This window comes from Kitasatospora sp. NPDC018619, from assembly GCF_044391605.1.
In the GTDB taxonomy this organism is placed as follows: domain Bacteria; phylum Actinomycetota; class Actinomycetes; order Streptomycetales; family Streptomycetaceae; genus Kitasatospora.
The window spans coordinates 59152-75705 of record NZ_JBISAI010000020.1; the positions used below are offsets into that span (position 1 = coordinate 59152).

The following is a 16554-nucleotide window of genomic DNA, read 5'->3' on the forward strand; positions in this document are numbered from 1 at the left end:
GACGCCGCCCTCCCGGCCCGCCCGCCCGCCGGCTCAACCCAGGCCGCCGGCCTCCCGGGCCGCCCGCTCCACCCGCTCGTGGTGGGCCCGCCACCAGTCGGCGTCGCCGGGGGTGGTGTTGGCGCCGTCGGAGCGCTGGCCGGTGGCGCCGTCGACGAGTTCGCGGACCAGGTCGGCGTGGCCGACGTGGCGGTGGGTCTCGGCGATCATGTGGACGAGCACCCGGTGCAGGGTCTGTTGGTGGCCGGCGCCGAACGGCACCTTGCCGACGGCGTCCAGCGGCAGGGCCTCGATGGTGGCGTCGGAGTGCGCCCAGACCCGCCGGTAGCGCCCGACGACCTCCTCGGTGGGCTCGTCCGCCCGCGCCCACAGGTCGCCGTTCGGCTCGGTCCGGCCGGTGATCCACAGCGGGGCCGGCTCGGGGAAGGGGCGGCCGAAGGTGTCGCCGAAGTAGAGCGCCTCGGCGCCGGTGACGTGCTTGACCAGGCCCAGCAGGTTGGTCCCGGTGGGGGTGAGCGGGCGGCGCAGGTCGTACTCGGAGAGGCCTTCGAGCTTCCAGAGCAGGGCGTCGCGGGCGTCCTGGATGTAGATCCGGAGGTCGTTCTTGTCATCGCTGGCGGTCATGGGACCAGTCTGTTGACCGCAGGAGGCGTGTCCATCGATTTCCGCCCCGCCCCGCCCCGCCCGGTTCCGTCCCGCTCGACCCCGCTCCCGTCCGCCGGTCAACTCGCACTACGATCAACTCCGTTGACCGGAGGGCGGAGCCCAGGAGAGGAGCGGCCATGACCGACGATGCCTGGTCCTGGGACGAGACGCTGTTCGCCGGGACGGCCGCGTACTACACCCGGGGCAGGCTCCCGTACGCGCCCGGGCTCGCGGAGGCGCTGGCCGGAGCGCTGGGGCTCGACGGGCGGGGGCGGCTGCTCGACGTGGGGTGCGGGCCGGGCACCCTGGCGCTGGGGCTGGCGCACCTGTTCGCCGAGGTCGTCGGGGTGGACCCGGACGCCGGGATGATCGACGAGGCGCGGCGGGCGGGCGCGGGGGAGCCCAGGGCGACCTGGGTGCGGGCCCGGGGCGAGGAACTGCCGCCGGGGCTCGGTACCTTCACGGTGGCGGTCTTCGGCCAGTCCTTCCACTGGATGGACCGCGACCTGGTGGCGGCGACCGTACGGCGCATGCTGCGGCCCGGCGGCGCGCTGGTGCACCTCTCGGACCTGAAGGGCGAGTCGCGGCCCACCGAGGGGCTGCCGCACCCGCCGGTCCCGTACGACGCGATCGGCGAGCTGGTCCGGCGCTACCTCGGCCCGGTCCGCCGCGCCGGGCGGGGCCTGCTGCCGCACGGCACGCCGGGCGGCGAGGCGGCCGTCCTCGCCCGGGCGGGCTTCGTCGGGCCGCAGCGGATCGTCGTCCCGGGCGGGCAGCCGCTGGAGCGCACGGTCGAGGACACGGTGGCGGGCGTCTTCGCGCTCTCCTTCTCGGCCCCGCACCTCTTCGCCGAGCGTCGGCCGGCCTTCGAGGCGGACCTCCGCGGCCTCCTCGCCCGGACCTCGCCGTCGGGCCTCTTCTCGGAGCGGCAGCCGAGCAGCGAGGTGCACGTCTGGCGTACTGTGGAAGGGAGTTGACCGCCCCGCCACGAAAGGCCGCAGGGCGGCCGCGCGGTCAGCGGACGACGTCGAAGACCTGCTTCTGGAGGCCGTTCCCGTACGTCTCCTGCTCGACCAGCTTCAGCTTCTGGGTGTCCTTGTCCGTCGAGCTGAACAGGCGCTTGCCGGCGCCGAGCAGCAGCGGGAAGACGAGCAGGTGGTAGCGGTCGATCAGGCCGGCGTCCGAGAGGGCGTGGTTCAGGGTGGCGCTGCCGTGGACGATGATTGGACCGCCCTCGGTCTCCTTCAGCGCGGCGACCTCGTCGAGCGAGCGCAGGATGGTGGTCTCACCCCAGTTCGACACCAGGTCGTCCTCGGTGAGCGTGGTGGAGACGACGTACTTCGGCAGGGTCTTGTAGTGGGCGAACTCCGCCATGTCCGGCCACACCGGGCTGAACGCCTGGTAGCTGACCCGGCCGAGCAGCATCGCGGTGGCCTCCTCCTGCTCGCGTCCCTTGATCTCGAACGCCTCGGGGAGGAACTCGACGTCCTTGAAGGTCCAGCCGGAGTTGCGGTAGCCGGGTTCGCCGCCGGGGCCCTCGACGACGCCGTCGAGCGAGATGAAGGCGGTGCTGATCAGGGTGCGCATGGGGTTCCTCGGTTCTCGTGCGGTGCGGGACCGGGGCTGCCGGGCCCGGGTGGTCGGAAGATCGAACGGGTCGGAAGACCTGACGGGTCGGACGGGTCGGACGGGTCGAACGGGTCGGACGGCTCGGACGGCGGGAAGTCGAACGGGCCGAAGGGCCGTCAGCCGAGCACGCCGCCCAGCCACTGCTGCCAGGCGGCCTCGGCCCCGGCCCCCGTCCCGGCCCCGCCCTCCACCCCCGCCCCGGCCCCGTCCGCAACCGGGCCGAAGAGGTGGTGGAACATCAGGACCAGGCCGGAGCCGTGGTGGAAGGTGTAGAGCCCGTCGGCGGTGCGGACCCCGAAGCGCTCGTCGTCGGCCCACACCACCTCACCGTCCAGCGGTGGCAGGCCGGTCGGGCGGCCGTGGACCGGCGTGCCCACGGCCACCGGGAGCGGCAGCGACAGGGCGCGGGCGAGCAGGGCCCGGACCTCCGGTTCCGGGCGGCCGGACGACGGCGCGGCGGCGAAGACGGGGACGGCGGTGCGGCCGGGGAAGTGGGTGAGGTACTCGCGGAGCGTGTGGAGGTGGAAGGGCCACCCGCGGCGCAGCGCGTCGTACTCGTCCTGCCAGTCGTCGCCGAGCAGGCCGCTGTGGACGACGCGGAGCACGGTGGCGCCGCCGTCCCGGCCCTCGACCAGGTACTCGAAGGCCATGAACCGGCCGTCCTCGCCGGTGCCGGTGCGGAGGGCCAGGCGCTTGCCGGGGTCGTAGGCGGTGACGACCGACTCCTCGCGGTGGCCCCCGGTCTCCATGACGGCGGTGCCGCCCTCGCGCGGGTCCAGCTCGTTGCGGCCCATGAACCAGGAGTCGATGCCCGGTCCGGTGGCGATCGCCTCCCAGACCTGCTCCGGGCTCGCCGGCAGGGAGGTCTCCAGCTCGATCTCGAACGGGTGGGTCATCGGGTGTCCTCCTGGTCGGCCCGGGGGTCGGTCCGTTCGGTGCCGCGGTCGTCCGTCCCTGCCGCCGTCCCCGCCTCTGCCGTTCCCGTCCCGCCTGTTCCCGCCTCTGCCGTTCCCGTCCCGCCTGTCCCCGCCTCCGCCGCTGCCGTCCCGGCCGTGCCCGCCCCGGGCTGCGCGGTGGGGATCTGGTGGAGCCCGACGATCACCCGGTGGCTGCGGCCCCCGGGCGCGGACTCGTCGTGGTAGCGGCTGACGAGGGTGGCCACCGACTGGGCCAACTCCTCGGCGAAGGCGGCCCGGTCGGCCGCCGAGGCGAACCGTATCTGCGCGTCGATGCCGAAGCTGGCGACCCGTCGGCGGGCCCGGGCGGCGCCGGTCAGCAGGGCCCCGACCTCCTGCACCAGCCGGGAGCCGAGTGCCAGCAGCCAGCGGGCGGAGAGCTGGTCGGGGGAGCGGGCCGGGTCCGGACTCACGGCGGCCAGGGCGCTGGGGGAGATCACGTAGGAGGCCGCGGTGGCGCGGTAGACCCGTTCGGTGACGTTGCCCTTGCGGCGCTCCTCGGCGAGTTCGACGAGGCCGTGCCGCTCCAGCTCCTTCAGGTGGTAGTTGACCTTCTGCCGGGGCAGGCCCAGCCGGGCGGCCAGCATGGCGGCCGAGGCGGGCTCGGCCAGGGCGGCGAGGACGCGTGACCGCAGGGGGGCCAGCGAGGCCTCGGCCGCGGCGGGTTCTTCGATCACGGCGACTTCCAGCACCGTGCCAGCATCGAGCCGACAAAAAAATTTGTCAAGGAAAAAACGCTTGTCGGCAGCGGCCGCTGACCGGCGACGGCCGTTCGAAACGCGGGCGGGTGATCAGGACGGATCGGACTTGAATCTTTGCGAACAAATGTTCGATCCTGGGGCTGTGCCCGTTTTCGAATCTGTTTTCGAATCCACCGCCGAGCAGCCCGCACGCCCCGTGCTCCGCCCGGTGGCGTCCCCGGCTGCCCTGCCGGGGGAGCGGGAGGGGCGGGGGGAGCGGGCGGAACTGCTGCCGGTGCCGTCCGCACTGCGGGAGGTGCTGCCCGACGCCGGGCTGCGGCGGGGGACGGCGGTGTCGGTGGCGGGCGGGGACACCGGGCTGCTGCTGGCGCTCGCCGCCGGGGTGAAGGAGGCCGGGGGCGGCTGGGCCGCGGCGGTCGGGCTGCCGGACCTCGGACTGGCCGCCGCCGAGGGGTACGGGCTGGACCTGCGCCGGCTGCTGGTCGCGGACGACCCGGGGCCGCACTGGCCCGAGGTGGTCTCGGTGCTGGCCGGCGCGGTCGAACTGATCATGCTGCGCCCGGACGGACCGGTGCCGCCGAAGCTCGCCGCCCGGCTGGCGGCGGTGCTGCGGCGCAGCGGCTGCGTGCTGCTGGTCGCCGGGCCGTGGCCGGGCGCGGCCCTGCGGCTGGGGGTGCGCTCCGGCCGCTGGTTCGGGCTGGGCGACGGCCACGGGCAGCTGGCCGGCCGGCAGGTGGAGGTGGTGGCCGAGGGCCGGGGCTCGGCGGTGCGCGGCCGGACGGCCCGGCTCTGGCTGCCGGACGAGCACGGCGCGGTGCGCCCGCTCCGGGAGCAGGCGCACCAGCCGGTGGCGGAGCCGACGGCACCCCGCGTGGCGGCGGTGGTCTGAGATGGCGGACGACAGGACTCCCCGGGTGCTGGTGGTCTGGTGCCCGGACTGGCCGGTGGTGGCCGTCACCGGCGACGACCCGGTCGCGGTGACCGAGGGCGGGCGGATCCTCGCCTGTTCGGCGGGCGCCCGGGCGGCCGGGGTGCGGCAGGGGCAGCGGCTCAAGCTGGCCCAGCGGCTCTGCCCGGAGCTGGAACTGCGCGACCGCGACCCGGAGGCGGAGACCCGCCGCTTCGAGCCGGTGGTCGCGGCGGTGGAGGCGTTCACGCCCCGGGTGGAGGTGGTCCGCCCGGGCCTGTGCGCGATCCCGGTGAAGGGCCCGGGCCGCTACTTCGGCGGCGAGGAGGCGCTGGCAGCCGAGGTCGGCAGGGCGGTGGCCGAGGCCCTCGGGCAGCCGCTCGTCCCGGACGCCGTCCCGGGCGCGGTGGCCCCCGGGGCGGGGGCCGAGGCGGCAGCGGCGGCAGGGGAGGCGCCCGGGGAAGCAGCGGAGGCCGCCGCCGGGTCGGGCGGTGCCCCGCAGGCCCTGGTCGGGGTCGCCGACGGGCTGTTCGCCGCCGTGCTCGCCGCCCGGGCCGGGGTGCTGGTCCCGGCGGGCCGGACGGCGGAGTTCCTCGCCCCGTACCCGGTGGGCGCGCTGGGCGACGAGGCCCTGGCCGAGCTGCTCGGGCGGCTCGGCCTGCCCACCGTCGGGGCCTTCGCCGCGCTGCCGGCCGAGTCGGTCGCGGACCGCTTCGGCCCGTCCGGGACGGTCGCGCACCGGCTGGCCCGGGGCTTGCAGCCGCGCCCGCTGGTGCCGCGCGAGGAGGAGCCGGACCTCTCCGTCGAGCAGCGCTTCGACCCGCCGGAGCCGTCGGCCGAACCGCTGGTGTTCGTCGCCCGCTCGCTGGCCGAGCAGCTGCACCAGCGGCTGGCCGGGGCCGGGCTGACCTGCCGCCGGGTGGCCGTCGAGGTGGCCTGTGCGGACGGTCGGACGGCCTCCCGGCTGTGGCGGCACGAGGGCCGGCTGTCCGCGACGGCGCTGGCCGAGCGGGTCCGCTGGCAGCTCCAGGCCTGGCAGGGCACGGGCGCCTTCACGACCGCCGCCCCGACCGGCACCCCGAACGAGGCCTCGACCGGCACCCCGAACGAGGCCCCGACCGGCGTCCCGACCGACCAGGAGGGCTTCACCCTCCTCCGGCTGGCCCCCGACGGCCTCTCCCCGGACCAGGGCCGCCAGCTCGCCCTGTGGGGCCAGGCCGTCGCGGACGACCGGGTGGAGCGCGCGGTCGCCCGGGTCCAGGCGGTGCTCGGGCACGCCGGGCTGCGCCGGATCGAGCCGGCCGGCGGGCGGGGCCCGGGCGAGCAGGCGGTCAAGGTGCCGTGGGGCGAGCCGTACGAGGCGGCGGTGCCCGCCGACGCGCCGTGGCCGGGGCGGCTGCCGGAGGTGTGGCCGGCCGTGGTGCTGCGGGAGCCGGCGCCGGTGCGGGTGCTGGACGGCGCCGGGCAGCCGGTCACGGTGGACGGCCGGGCGGGGGTGTCGGCCCGGCCGGCCCTGGTCGTGGTCCGGGGCCGGGAGGAGCGGGTGGACGGCTGGGCCGGCCCCTGGCCGGCGGTCGAGTACTGGTGGGACCAGTCGCTGGCGCGGCGCCGGGCGCGGTTCCAGGTCGTGGTGGGCGGCGGCCGGGCGCTGCTGCTCACCGTGGAGGGGGGTGCCTGGTACCTGGAGGCCGGCTACGACTAGCGGCCGGCCGGCCCGAGCCTCCGGGGGGAGCGGAACGAGTACGAGAACGACGAAGGCGACCCCGATGGGCTTCACCAGCCACCCCACGCTCCCCTGGAGCGAACTGCACCGCAGGCTGACCGGCACGGCGCCGGACCGCACGGTCGTCCCGCTGCGCCGCCGCACTGAGGAGCCCGGAAGCACCGAGGGGCCCGGAAACGCCGAGGGGCCCGGAAACGCCGAGGAGCCCGGAAGCACCGAGGGGCCCGAGAACGCCGCCCGGCCCGACGACACCACGAAGCCCGACCGCGACGCCCCCTGGGCCGAACTGCACGTCCACTCCGCCTTCAGCTTCCTGGACGGCGCCAGCGACCCGGAGGACCTGGTCGCCGAGGCGGTCCGGCTGGGCGTGGAGACCCTCGCGATCACCGACCACGACGGCCTCTACGGCGCCGTCCGGCTCGCCGAGGCGGCCCGGGGCACCGGCCTGGCCACCGTGTTCGGCGCCGAGCTGACCCTCCGCGAGGGCGGGACGGAGGAGCACCTGCTGGTCCTCGCCCGTGACCCGGCCGGCTACCGCCGGCTCTCCGCCGCGATCGCCGCCGCCCAGCTGGCCGGCGGTGCCAAGGGCAACCCGGTGTACGACTTCGCGGCACTCGCCGGGGCGCACGACGGCCACTGGGCGGTGCTCACCGGCTGCCGCCTCGGCCGGGTCCCCGCCGCACTGCCCGACCGCGGCGAGGCCGAGCGGCGGCTCCGCTCCCTGGCCGAGGCGTTCGGCCGGGAGAACGTCCACGTCGAGCTGATCGACCAGTGGCTGCCCGGCGACGACCGGCGCAACGACGCCCTCGCCGCCCTCGCGGCGGAGCTGGGCCTCCCCGTCGTCGCCTCCACCAACGCCCACCACGCCGGCCCCGCCCAGGGCCGCCTGGCGCAGAGCCTCGCCGCGCTGCACGGGCGCCGCACCCTCCAGGAGGCGGTCGGCTGGACCGCGGCGGCCGGCACCGCGCACCTGCGCTCGGGGCGCGAGATGGCCGGCCGGCTGGCCCGCTTCCCCGGGGTGCAGCGGGCCACCGCCGAACTCGGCCGGGCCTGCGCCTTCGACTTCACCAAGCTCGACCCCGAACTGCCCGGCTACCCCGTCCCCGAGGGCGAGACCGAGACCAGCCATCTGCGCGCCCTGGTCGCGGCCGCCGGCCCGGCCCGCTTCGGCCCCGGCAACGCCGCCGCCCGCCGCCAGCTCGCCCGGGAGCTGGACGTGATCGAGGACCTCGACCTGGCCGGCTACTTCCTGATCGTGCACGACATCGTGGACTTCTGCCGGAGCCGGGACATCTGGTGCCAGGGCCGCGGCTCGGCCGCCAACTCGGCGGTCTGCTACGCCCTCGGGATCACCGCCGTCGACCCGGTCCACTACAAGCTGCTGTTCGAACGCTTCCTCTCCACCGCCCGGGACGGGCCGCCCGACATCGACCTGGACATCGAGAACCGCCGCCGCGAGGAGGTCATCCAGTACGTCTACGGCCGCTACGGGCGCGAGCACGCCGCCCAGGTCGCCAACGTGATCACCTACCGGCCCCGGCTGGCGATCCGCGACGCCGCCCGGGTGCTCGGCTACCCGCAGGGGCAGGTGGACGCGTTCAGCCGGCAGACCGACTTCCGCTCCGCCCCCGGCGCGGACGCGGTCATCCCCGACGACGTGCTCCGGCTCGCCACCCAGCTGCACGGCCTGCCCCGCCACCTGGGCATCCACTCGGGCGGCATGGTGCTCACCCGGGAGCCGATCGGGGAGATCTGCCCCACCGAGTGGGCCCGGATGCCCGGGCGCTCGGTGCTCCAGTGGGACAAGGAGTCCACCGCCGCCGCCGGACTGGTGAAGATCGACCTGCTCGGCCTCGGCATGCTCGCCGCCCTGCACGACGCCTGCGACCTGGTCGCGGAGCACCACGGGCTGCGCTACGACCTGGCCACCATCCCGGACGACGACGCGGGCGTGTACGCGATGCTGCGCCGGGCCGACACCGTCGGCGTCTTCCAGGTCGAGTCCCGGGCGCAGATGGCGACCCTGCCCCGGCTCAAGCCGGACCACTTCTACGACCTGGTGGTCGAGGTGGCGCTGATCCGCCCCGGACCGATCCAGGGCGGCTCCGTCCACCCGTACCTGCGCCGCCGCGCCGGGGCGGAGCCGCCCGGCTGCCCGCACCCGCTGATGGAGAACGCCCTCGGCAAGACCCTGGGGGTGCCGCTGTTCCAGGAGCAGATGATGCAACTCGCCATCGACTGCGCCGGGTTCACCCCCGGGGAGGCCGACCGGCTGCGCCAGGCGATGGGCGCCAAGCGCTCGCACGAGCGGGTCGCCCGGCTGCGCGAGCGGCTGCTGGGCGGGATGGCCGAGCGCGGCATCCCGCCGGAGGTGGCCGAGGACGTCTACGGCAAGATCGAGGCCTTCTCCAACTACGGCTTCCCGGAGAGCCACGCGATCAGCTTCGCCTACCTGGTGTACGCCAGCGCTTGGCTGAAGTACCACTTCCCGGCGGCCTTCACCTGCGCGCTGCTGGCCAACCAGCCGATGGGCTTCTACTCACCGCTCAGCCTGGTCGCGGACGCCCGGCGGCACGGCGTGCGGGTGCGCGGGGTGGACGTCAACGCCAGCGGGGCGCGGCCCACCCTGGAGCCGTACCGGGGGCCGACCCCGAAGCCGCCGCTGACCGCCGGGCGCCCGCAACCGGCGATCCGGCTCGGCCTGGAGACGGTGCGCGGCATCGGCACCCCACAGGCCGAGGCGATCGTGGCCGGGCAGCCGTACGCCGACCTGGAGGACTTCGCCCGCCGCACCGGCCTGCCCGGGCCCGTCCTGGAGGCGCTGGCGACCGCCGGGGCCTTTGACTGCTTCGGGCTCACGCGGCGTCAGGCGCTCTGGGCGGCGGGGGCGTTCGCCGGGATCTCGGCCGAACTGATCCCCGGCACGACCCCCGGCACCCAGGCGCCGGAGCTGCCCGGCATGAGCCCGGTCGAGGAGACCATCGCCGACCTGTGGGCCACCGGCACCTCCGCCACCAGCCACCCGCTCCAGCACCTGCGCGCCCACCTGGAGCGCGGCGGCGCGCTCAGCGCCGACCGGCTCCCGGACGTGCCGCCGGGGACGGCGGTGGTGGTCGGCGGACTGGTCACCCACCGGCAGCGGCCGCCGACGGCCGGCGGGGTGCTCTTCCTCAGCCTGGAGGACGAGACCGGGCTGATCAACGTGATCTGCAACCGCCCGGTCTGGGAGTCCCAGCGCCGCACCGCCCTGGACCGGGCCGGGCTGCTGGTGCACGGCCACGTCGAGCGCGACCGGGGCGCCACCAACCTGGTCGCCACCCGGCTCACCCCGCTGCGGATCGGCCTCTGAGCGGGGCGGGCGAGCGCCCCCGGGGGCGGGGGCGGCTAGAACGCGGGCTGGTCGCCGAGGTCGAAGACCCGCAGGTCGCTGAGGCGGACGGTGTACCAGACGTCCTGGCTGCCGCCGCCGTCCCAGAACTCGGTCAGCCGGACGGAGACGTAGCCCTCCTCCTCCCTGACCTGCCGGGCCGACCAGTCCGCCGGGACGTTCTGCGCGCGGAACACCGGGTCGGCGTCGTTCTGCTGCGCCCAGGCGTCCAGCCGGTCGTTCAGGTGCGGGGAGAGGTACTGCTCGCGGACCTGCCGCGGGGTCTCGGTGCTCCGGCCGAGCACGGCGGCGCGGTACGCCTCCAGGAAGGCGGCCACCTGGTGGGCGGCCGGGGTGGCCGCCCGTACCCGGGCTCCGGCGGCGACAGGGGCGGCCACGGGGGCGGGCGCCGCGGCGGCGACGGCCGGGGCGACGGCCGCGCCGCCGACGGCGAGCAGGGCGGCGGCGACGGACAGCGCGGTGCGCAGGGCGCGGGCGCGGACGGTGGGAGTACGGATCATGCGGGCATTCCACCATCCCGGAAGGCCCCGGCCCATCGCCGGAACGAGTGGTTTACCCCTACGGGGCAACTGATATGACGCGTCGTCAGACAGGACGGCTCTGCGCCGCGGGCGGGCGCCCCTTGCCGGGTGCCCCGGCGAAGGCCTGGGCGATGGGGAGCCAGGCGGTGGCGACCGGCCCGGTGGCGGTCAGGGCGAGGTCGTCCCGGTGGCGGCGCTGGGTCACCAGCAGGCAGAAGTCCAGGGCCGGGCCGGCCACCACGTCCTCGGCCCCGGCCGGCCCGATGGTCCAGGAGCCGCCGTCGGGCGCGGTCAGGTCGAGGCGGACGGGGCGGTCGGGCACGGGCAGCCCGTGCAGCGCGAAGGCGAAGCCCAGGGTGCGCAGCCCCAGGCGGGCGATGTGCCGCAGCCGGTCGGTGGGTTCGCGGGTGGCGCCCAGCGCGTCCGCGACGTCCTGGCCGTGCGCCCAGGTCTCCATCAACCGGGCGGTGGCCATCGAGGCGGGCTTCATCGGCGGGCCGAACCAGGGCAGCCGGACGTCGGCCGGGGCGGCGGCGAGCGCGGCCTGTGCCTCGGCCCGCCCGGCCCGCCAGCGGGCGAGCAGTACCGCGGGCTCGGCGGCGGCACCCGCGCGGGCACCCTCCTCGACCGGGTCGGCGCCGGCCGCGAGCAGTTCGGCGAAGCGCCCGCCGAGCGAGGCGCCGAAGCCCTCCGGGTCGCGTGCGGCCAGGGCCGTCCAACCGTCGGTCCAGGCCAGGTGGGCGATCTGGTGCGCCACCGTCCAGCCCTCGGCGGGCGTCGGCCGGGCCCAGTCCCCGGCCGGCAGCCCGGCGACCAGACCGTCCAGCACGGCGCTCTCGGCCCGCAGGTCCGCCAGCAGCCCGCCCAGGACCCCGCCCGGCGCGTTCGGATCGGTCACCGGCTCTTCCTCCCGCATCGGCTCTTCCTCCCGCATCGGAACTCCTCCCGCATCGGCCCTCCCGTGCCGGGTGCCCGGCCGTACCGGGCGCCCCGCAGTACGCGCCCCGCCGGTCGGACCGTCGCCCGCCCGGCAGTTGCTACCGGCCGGTAGTCACCGGCGCACCCTACGCCCGCCCGGCCGGCCGCGTCCGCGACTCCAGGAAACACGCCTGTCCGGACCCTCGCCACCGGCCCGACCACGTGTGACAATTCCGCGATGACCAGGGCTGCGGACCCCCACCTTGCGCAACCCGTCGCCGACGCTGCGCAACCCGACGACCCCGAACTCGACGCGCGCGCCGCCGAGCTGGTGCGGCACGCCGTGCTCGGCGACCTCGCCCGCCGGGTGGTGGCCGAGTGCGGCGCCGACGTCGGCCTGGTCGGCGTGCCCGAACCGCTGCCCGACGGCCGCCCCGGCGGCGAGGGCATGGTGCTGCGGCACTGGGCCGGCACCCGGGCCGACCTGCTGCACGACGTGCCCGTCCCGGCGGGACTCGGCCTCGGCGGCCGGGCCCTCGCCGAACGCGCGCCCACCTGGGTGCCCGACTACCGCGCGGCGACGACCATCTCGCACCACTACGACGCGGCCGTGGCCGCCGAGGACCTGTACGCGATGCTCACCGTCCCGCTGATGGACGGCGGCACCGTGCACGGGGTGGTGTACGCCTCGCTGCGCACCGTCGTCCCGTTCGGGGACGTGCGGATCTCCGCGGTCGGCACCCTGGCGAAGGCGGCGGCCCGGGCGCTGGCCGGGGCCGCCGCCTGGAACCGCGGACAGCCCCGGAAGGGCGCCCCCGCCCGGCCGTTGACCCCGCGCGAGCACGAGGTGCTGCGCTGGGCGGCGACCGGCCGGACCAACCCGGAGATCGCCGCCCGACTGGGCCTGACCTGCAACACCGTGACGGGCTACCTCAAGTCCGCGATGCACAAGCTCGGAGTCCGCAACCGGACCGAACTCGCCCTCGCGGCACGGGAGTCGGGGCTGCTCAGTTGACCTGCCGCGGCCGCCCGGCCCAGTACGGCTCGCGCAGCCGGAACTTCTGGAGCTTCCCGGTGGCGGTACGCGGCAGGGAGTCCCGGAACTCGACCGTGGTGGGCGACTTGTAGCCGGCCAGCCGCTGCTTGCAGTGCGCGATCAACTCGGCCTCGGTGACGGCCTCGTGGCCCTCCCTGAGCACCACCAGCGCCTTCACCGTCTCGCCCCACTTCTCGTGCGGCACCCCGATCACCGCCGTCTCGGCGACCGCCGGGTGGTCGTACAGGCAGTCCTCCACCTCGATCGAGGAGACGTTCTCCCCGCCGCTGATGATCACGTCCTTCTTGCGGTCGGAGATGGTCAGCAGGCCGTCCGTGAGGGTGCCGCCGTCACCGGTGTGGAACCAGCCGTCTCGCAGCGCCTCGGCCGAGGCCTCGGGCTGCTGCCAGTAGCCGTCCAGCACGGTGTTGGAGCGCACCAGCACCTCGCCGGACGGGTCCACCCGCAGCTGGGTGCCGAGCGACGGGGCGCCCGCCTGGACCAGCTTCTCGGCCCGCTCGGCGGCCGGCAGCGCGTCCCACTCGGCCCGCGAACGGTTGACGGTGACCACCGGGGAGGTCTCGGTCAGGCCGTAGAGCTGCATGAACTCCCAGCCCAGCTGCTCCTCGACCTGCTGCACCACCGAGGTCGGCGGCGGGGCGCCGGCCACGATCATCCGCACCCGGTCCCGTCCGGGCACCGGGCCGTCCCAGTCGGCGGCCGCGTCCAGCACCATCTGGACCACGGCGGGCGCGCCGGACAGGAAGGTCACCCCGTGCCGCTCGACCCGGCGCAGGATCTCCGCGCCGTCCACCTTGCGCAGCACGATGTGCCGGGCGCCCAGGCCGGTGAGCGAGAACGGCAGGCCCCAGCCGTTGGCGTGGAACATCGGCAGGGTGTGCAGGTAGACGTCCCGGTCGCCGGCGCCGTAGTGCAGGGCCATCAGCGTCGCGTTCAGCCAGATGTTGCGGTGGGTGAGCTGAACGCCCTTGGGGCGGGCGGTGGTTCCGCTGGTGTAGTTGATGGTGGCGGTGTCGTTCTCGTCCACCGCGTACCGCCGCGGGCTGCCCTCGGTGTCGTACAGCACGGCGTCGCTGTCCGCGCCGATCACGAACTTGTGCTTGGCCACCACCCCGCTGAGGGCGTCGGCGACCTCCGGGTCGACCAGCAGTACGGAGGCGCCGCTCTGCTCGACGATGTACGACACCTCCTCGGCCCGCAGCCGGAAGTTCACCGGCACCAGCACCCGGCCGTACCCGCTCACCCCGAAGAAGGAGGTCAGCAGCCGGGCCGAGTTGTGCGAGACGACCGCGACCCGCTCGCCCGGCCCGACACCGAGCCGGTCCAACCCGGCGGCCTGGGCCCGGGCCAGCTCGGCGATCCGGCGGTAGCTCAGCTCGCCCCAGGATTCGGCCGGTTGCACCGGCTCGTCGACGATGCCGACCCGGTCGCCGTAGACCAGCTCGGCCCGGTCGAGGAAGTCCATCACGGAGAGTGGAATCTGCATGGGCCCACTGTCCTCTCCCGTCCGCCCCCTGCACACCCCCGATCGGGGGTGTCACCCGTCCGTCGGAACCCCGGCTCCGCCCGGACCGGTGCCCGTGCTCGCGCCGGCCCCCGGAGCCCCGGCCCCCGGAGCCCCGGCCCCCGGAGCCCCGGCCCCCGGAGCCCCGGCCCCCGGAGCCCCGGAGCCCCGTCCACCACAGCCCCGGCCCCCGCGAGCGCCGCCGCCAGCCGCTCCCGCGCGATCCCCAGCATCCGCGCCGACGGCCGCTGCGCCGGCACGTCCCCGTCCAGGCAGTCCAACAGCGGCCGGAGGTCCTCCAGGGTGAGCCCCGCCGCCACCAGCGCACGGATGTTGCGCACCCGCACGACCGCCGTCCCGTCGTACTCGCGGTAGCCGTTCGGCGCGCGCTCGGAGTCGAGCAGCCCGGCCTGCTCGTAGTACCGCAGGGCGCGTGCGGTACTGCCCGTCCGGGCCGCCAGTTCACCGATCCGCACCGCCGACCGCCCCCTCCCGGTCAGCCCACCAGCGCGCCGCCGTCGACGGACAACACTACGCCGGTCACGAACGAGGCCTGCGGCGAGGCGAGTCGGGTGATCGCCCAGGCCACCTCCGCGGGGCGGCCGATCCGGCCCAGCGGGGTGTGCCCGATCTGCCACGCGCGGATCGCCGCCTGCTGTCCGGGGTCGAAGCCGCAGTGGTCGCCGATCGGGGTGTCGATCGCGCCGGGCGCCACCGCCACCACCCGGATCCCGCGCGGCGCCAGCTCCACCGCCCAGCTGCGGGTGACGCTCTCCAGTGCGGCCTCGCCCGCCGCGTACACCGAGTTGCCCGGCCAACCGCGCTGCCCGACGGCGGTGCTGACGTTGACCACCACCCCGCGGCTGCGCTCCGGCGCGGGCAGCGCGGCCTGCCCCAGGAGCACCGGGGCGACCAGGTTGGTCGCCGGCAGCGCCTCGACGCCCGCCCGCTCGAACTGGCCCAGGCGCTGTCGGCCCTGCACGATGCCGGCGTTGCCGACCAGCACGTCCAGCCGCCCGAACCGCTCCAGCGCCGCCCGGACGATGCGCTCCGGGGCGTGCGGCCCGGTCACGTCCGCGGCCAGCGGCTCGATCAGTCCGGGGTACGGAGCCGCCGTCCCGGCCAGCGGCTCCGGCCGCCGACCGACCGCCGGCACCCGCGCCCCCCGGCGGCGAAGGCCCGCGCCGTCTCCCGCCCGACCCCCGTCCCGGCCCCCGTCACCATCACGACCCGGCCCTGCGTCCCGCTCTCGTCGCTCATGGGCCCACCCTGCGGCCCTGCCGCCGGCGTCAGGGCCAAGCCGGACCGGTCGAGTCGCCCCGGCCGCCCGCTCGCCCCTGCCGGGGCGGGAAGGAGCCACCACGCGCGCCGCCGAGGAGGCCGGCCACCCGTTCCGGGAACTGCTCCCGGCGGTCGGGCCGTTTGCGTCCGACGGCCGGGGGAACTCCCGCAAACGGCTGGACGGATCCGAACCGTGCAGGTCAGAGTAGGCCCATGGCTTCTCTGGTACGACATGTGACGATCGACTGCGCGGACGCGCACGCCCTGGCCGCCTTCTGGGTGGAGGCGCTGGACGGGACCTTGGGCGAGGGCGCCGAGCCGGGCGACGAGGAGGTGGTGGTGGAGTCCGCCGGCGCCTCGCTGCTCTTCATCCGGGTGCCCGAGGGCAAGTCGGTGAAGAACCGGATCCACCTCGACCTCCAGCCGCAGGGCCGCAGCCGGGACGAGGAGGTGAAGCACCTGGTCGCCCTCGGCGCCACCGTGCTGGCGGACCACCGCCGCCCGGACGGCACCGGCTGGGTCACCCTGGCCGATCCGGAGGGCAACGAGTTCTGCGTGGAGCGCAGCGAGGCCGAGCGGGTCGCCACCGGGGCCGCCTGACCGCCGCCCGCCCGCCCGTCCGCGGGTCCGGCCACCGCCGGTCCGCTCGCCGCCGGTCCGCCCGGTGGCGGCCGGATCAGTCCGGCCACTCGCCCACGGCCGCCCGCCAGGTCCACGAGGACCTGCGCGGGCGGCCGTCCAGTTCCCCGCGCCCGGTGCACCAGAGCAGGACCTCCGCCGGGTGGGCGGCCGGCTCCTGCGGCGCGTGCGGGAAGAGCCGGCCGAGCACGAGGCGGCACGGCTCGGCGGGCGGCTGCCAGGGCAGGCCGAGGCCGGTGGTGATGTCGTGGGTGTGCAGCAGGGTCTCGGCGACGCCCATCGCGGCGAAGCCGGGCGGGTCGCAGGGGCCGTGGTGGTAGGCGCGCAGCCCTGGCGGGGCGGCGTCCAGCGCGGTGGCGAGCAGGTGCCCGGCGGCGGTGACCACGGTGAGCACCTGGGCCGGGTCGGCCTCGGGCCGGACGGTGAGGTCCAGCGGCAGGTAGCGGTCCCGGGGGCGGGCGGCGAGCTGGCCGGCGTAGGCGAGCAGGTCGTGGGCGAGGTGGACGGCGGTGTCGCGGCAGCTCCACTCCAGGAGCCCCGCGGGCACGTCCCAGTCGCGGTCGGCGGTGTGCGGGCTGAGGACCGCCAGTGAGGCGTCCAGGGCGGTTCGTACGGCGTCGCCGTTGCGCATGGTCCACTCCTTCGACGGAGCGTCACACGATAGGCCCAGCGCCCGGGCCGGCGC

The 16554-nt window shown here is 76.1% G+C and carries 14 protein-coding genes and 2 pseudogenes; 6 read left to right on the forward strand and 10 right to left on the reverse strand.

Features of this window, described 5'->3' with window-relative positions:
* Positions 1 to 33 precede the first annotated feature (33 nt).
* Positions 34 to 624, reverse strand: coding sequence for a DinB family protein (locus ACH5AR_RS27355; protein ID WP_396304167.1), 591 nt, complete (start codon positions 622 to 624; stop codon positions 34 to 36).
* A 158-nt stretch (positions 625 to 782) separates the two neighbouring features.
* On the opposite strand from ACH5AR_RS27355, the gene ACH5AR_RS27360 reads away from it, so the two are divergent.
* The gene (locus tag ACH5AR_RS27360; RefSeq protein ID WP_396304168.1) at positions 783 to 1622 is read left to right on the forward strand and encodes a class I SAM-dependent methyltransferase; all 840 of its coding nucleotides are present in this window, start codon (positions 783 to 785) and stop codon (positions 1620 to 1622) included.
* Between the two features lie 37 nt (positions 1623 to 1659).
* Here the strand turns inward: ACH5AR_RS27360 and ACH5AR_RS27365 are convergent, their stop codons facing one another.
* The 3 genes from ACH5AR_RS27365 to ACH5AR_RS27375 all read right to left on the reverse strand — a co-directional run bounded on the left by ACH5AR_RS27365 (position 1660) and on the right by ACH5AR_RS27375 (position 3922).
* Positions 1660 to 2232, reverse strand: a complete 573-nt coding sequence (locus ACH5AR_RS27365; protein WP_396304169.1) for a dihydrofolate reductase family protein — start codon at positions 2230 to 2232, stop codon at positions 1660 to 1662.
* A 158-nt stretch (positions 2233 to 2390) separates the two neighbouring features.
* Positions 2391 to 3170: an SRPBCC domain-containing protein gene (locus ACH5AR_RS27370; RefSeq protein ID WP_396304170.1), complete on the reverse strand. Its 780-nt coding sequence runs from the start codon at positions 3168 to 3170 to the stop codon at positions 2391 to 2393.
* Positions 3167 to 3922, reverse strand: a complete 756-nt coding sequence (locus ACH5AR_RS27375; protein ID WP_396304171.1) for an ArsR/SmtB family transcription factor — start codon at positions 3920 to 3922, stop codon at positions 3167 to 3169. The genes ACH5AR_RS27370 and ACH5AR_RS27375 overlap by 4 nt, the downstream gene beginning before the upstream one ends.
* A 151-nt stretch (positions 3923 to 4073) precedes the next feature.
* On the opposite strand from ACH5AR_RS27375, the gene ACH5AR_RS27380 reads away from it, so the two are divergent.
* The 3 genes from ACH5AR_RS27380 to ACH5AR_RS27390 all read left to right on the forward strand — a co-directional run bounded on the left by ACH5AR_RS27380 (position 4074) and on the right by ACH5AR_RS27390 (position 9910).
* Positions 4074 to 4820 carry a hypothetical protein gene (locus tag ACH5AR_RS27380; protein WP_396304172.1) on the forward strand — a complete coding sequence of 249 codons (747 nt, stop codon included), beginning with the start codon at positions 4074 to 4076 and terminating at the stop codon, positions 4818 to 4820.
* 1 nt (position 4821) lies between these two features.
* Positions 4822 to 6540 carry a DNA polymerase Y family protein gene (locus tag ACH5AR_RS27385; RefSeq protein WP_396304173.1) on the forward strand — a complete coding sequence of 573 codons (1719 nt, stop codon included), beginning with the start codon at positions 4822 to 4824 and terminating at the stop codon, positions 6538 to 6540.
* A 64-nt stretch (positions 6541 to 6604) separates the two neighbouring features.
* Positions 6605 to 9910, forward strand: coding sequence for an error-prone DNA polymerase (locus ACH5AR_RS27390; protein WP_396304174.1), 3306 nt, complete (start codon positions 6605 to 6607; stop codon positions 9908 to 9910).
* A gap of 35 nt (positions 9911 to 9945) precedes the next feature.
* On the opposite strand, the gene ACH5AR_RS27395 is transcribed toward ACH5AR_RS27390, so the two are convergent.
* Together ACH5AR_RS27395 and ACH5AR_RS27400 are read right to left on the reverse strand one after the other, a co-directional pair.
* Complete coding sequence (locus ACH5AR_RS27395; protein ID WP_396304175.1) at positions 9946 to 10449, reverse strand: hypothetical protein; 504 nt, start codon at positions 10447 to 10449, stop codon at positions 9946 to 9948.
* Positions 10450 to 10534: 85 nt separating this feature from the next.
* Positions 10535 to 11386 (reverse strand): TIGR03084 family metal-binding protein, encoded by an 852-nt coding sequence (locus ACH5AR_RS27400; protein ID WP_396304226.1) that lies wholly within the window; start codon positions 11384 to 11386, stop codon positions 10535 to 10537.
* Between the two features lie 240 nt (positions 11387 to 11626).
* Here ACH5AR_RS27400 and ACH5AR_RS27405 point away from each other — a divergent pair, with 240 nt between their 5' ends.
* On the forward strand, positions 11627 to 12403 hold the full coding sequence (locus ACH5AR_RS27405; RefSeq protein ID WP_396304176.1) for a LuxR C-terminal-related transcriptional regulator: 777 nt from the start codon (positions 11627 to 11629) through the stop codon (positions 12401 to 12403).
* Here ACH5AR_RS27405 and ACH5AR_RS27410 read toward each other — a convergent pair.
* From ACH5AR_RS27410 to ACH5AR_RS27420, 3 genes and pseudogenes are all read right to left on the reverse strand, one after another.
* A complete protein-coding gene (locus tag ACH5AR_RS27410) occupies positions 12396 to 13931 on the reverse strand; it encodes an AMP-binding protein (protein ID WP_396304177.1) in 1536 nt (511 codons plus the stop codon). The two genes, ACH5AR_RS27405 and ACH5AR_RS27410, sit on opposite strands and share 8 nt — an antisense overlap.
* Before the next feature lie 221 nt (positions 13932 to 14152).
* A pseudogene (locus ACH5AR_RS27415) lies at positions 14153 to 14425 on the reverse strand (MerR family transcriptional regulator); the annotation flags it as partial.
* Between the two features lie 20 nt (positions 14426 to 14445).
* Positions 14446 to 15209: pseudogene (locus ACH5AR_RS27420) on the reverse strand (SDR family NAD(P)-dependent oxidoreductase).
* A 234-nt stretch (positions 15210 to 15443) separates the two neighbouring features.
* On the opposite strand from ACH5AR_RS27420, the gene ACH5AR_RS27425 reads away from it, so the two are divergent.
* Positions 15444 to 15830: a VOC family protein gene (locus tag ACH5AR_RS27425; protein ID WP_396304178.1), complete on the forward strand. Its 387-nt coding sequence runs from the start codon at positions 15444 to 15446 to the stop codon at positions 15828 to 15830.
* Between the two features lie 76 nt (positions 15831 to 15906).
* Here the strand turns inward: ACH5AR_RS27425 and ACH5AR_RS27430 are convergent, their stop codons facing one another.
* Positions 15907 to 16500 (reverse strand): maleylpyruvate isomerase N-terminal domain-containing protein, encoded by a 594-nt coding sequence (locus ACH5AR_RS27430; protein ID WP_396304179.1) that lies wholly within the window; start codon positions 16498 to 16500, stop codon positions 15907 to 15909.
* Positions 16501 to 16554 lie beyond the last annotated feature (54 nt).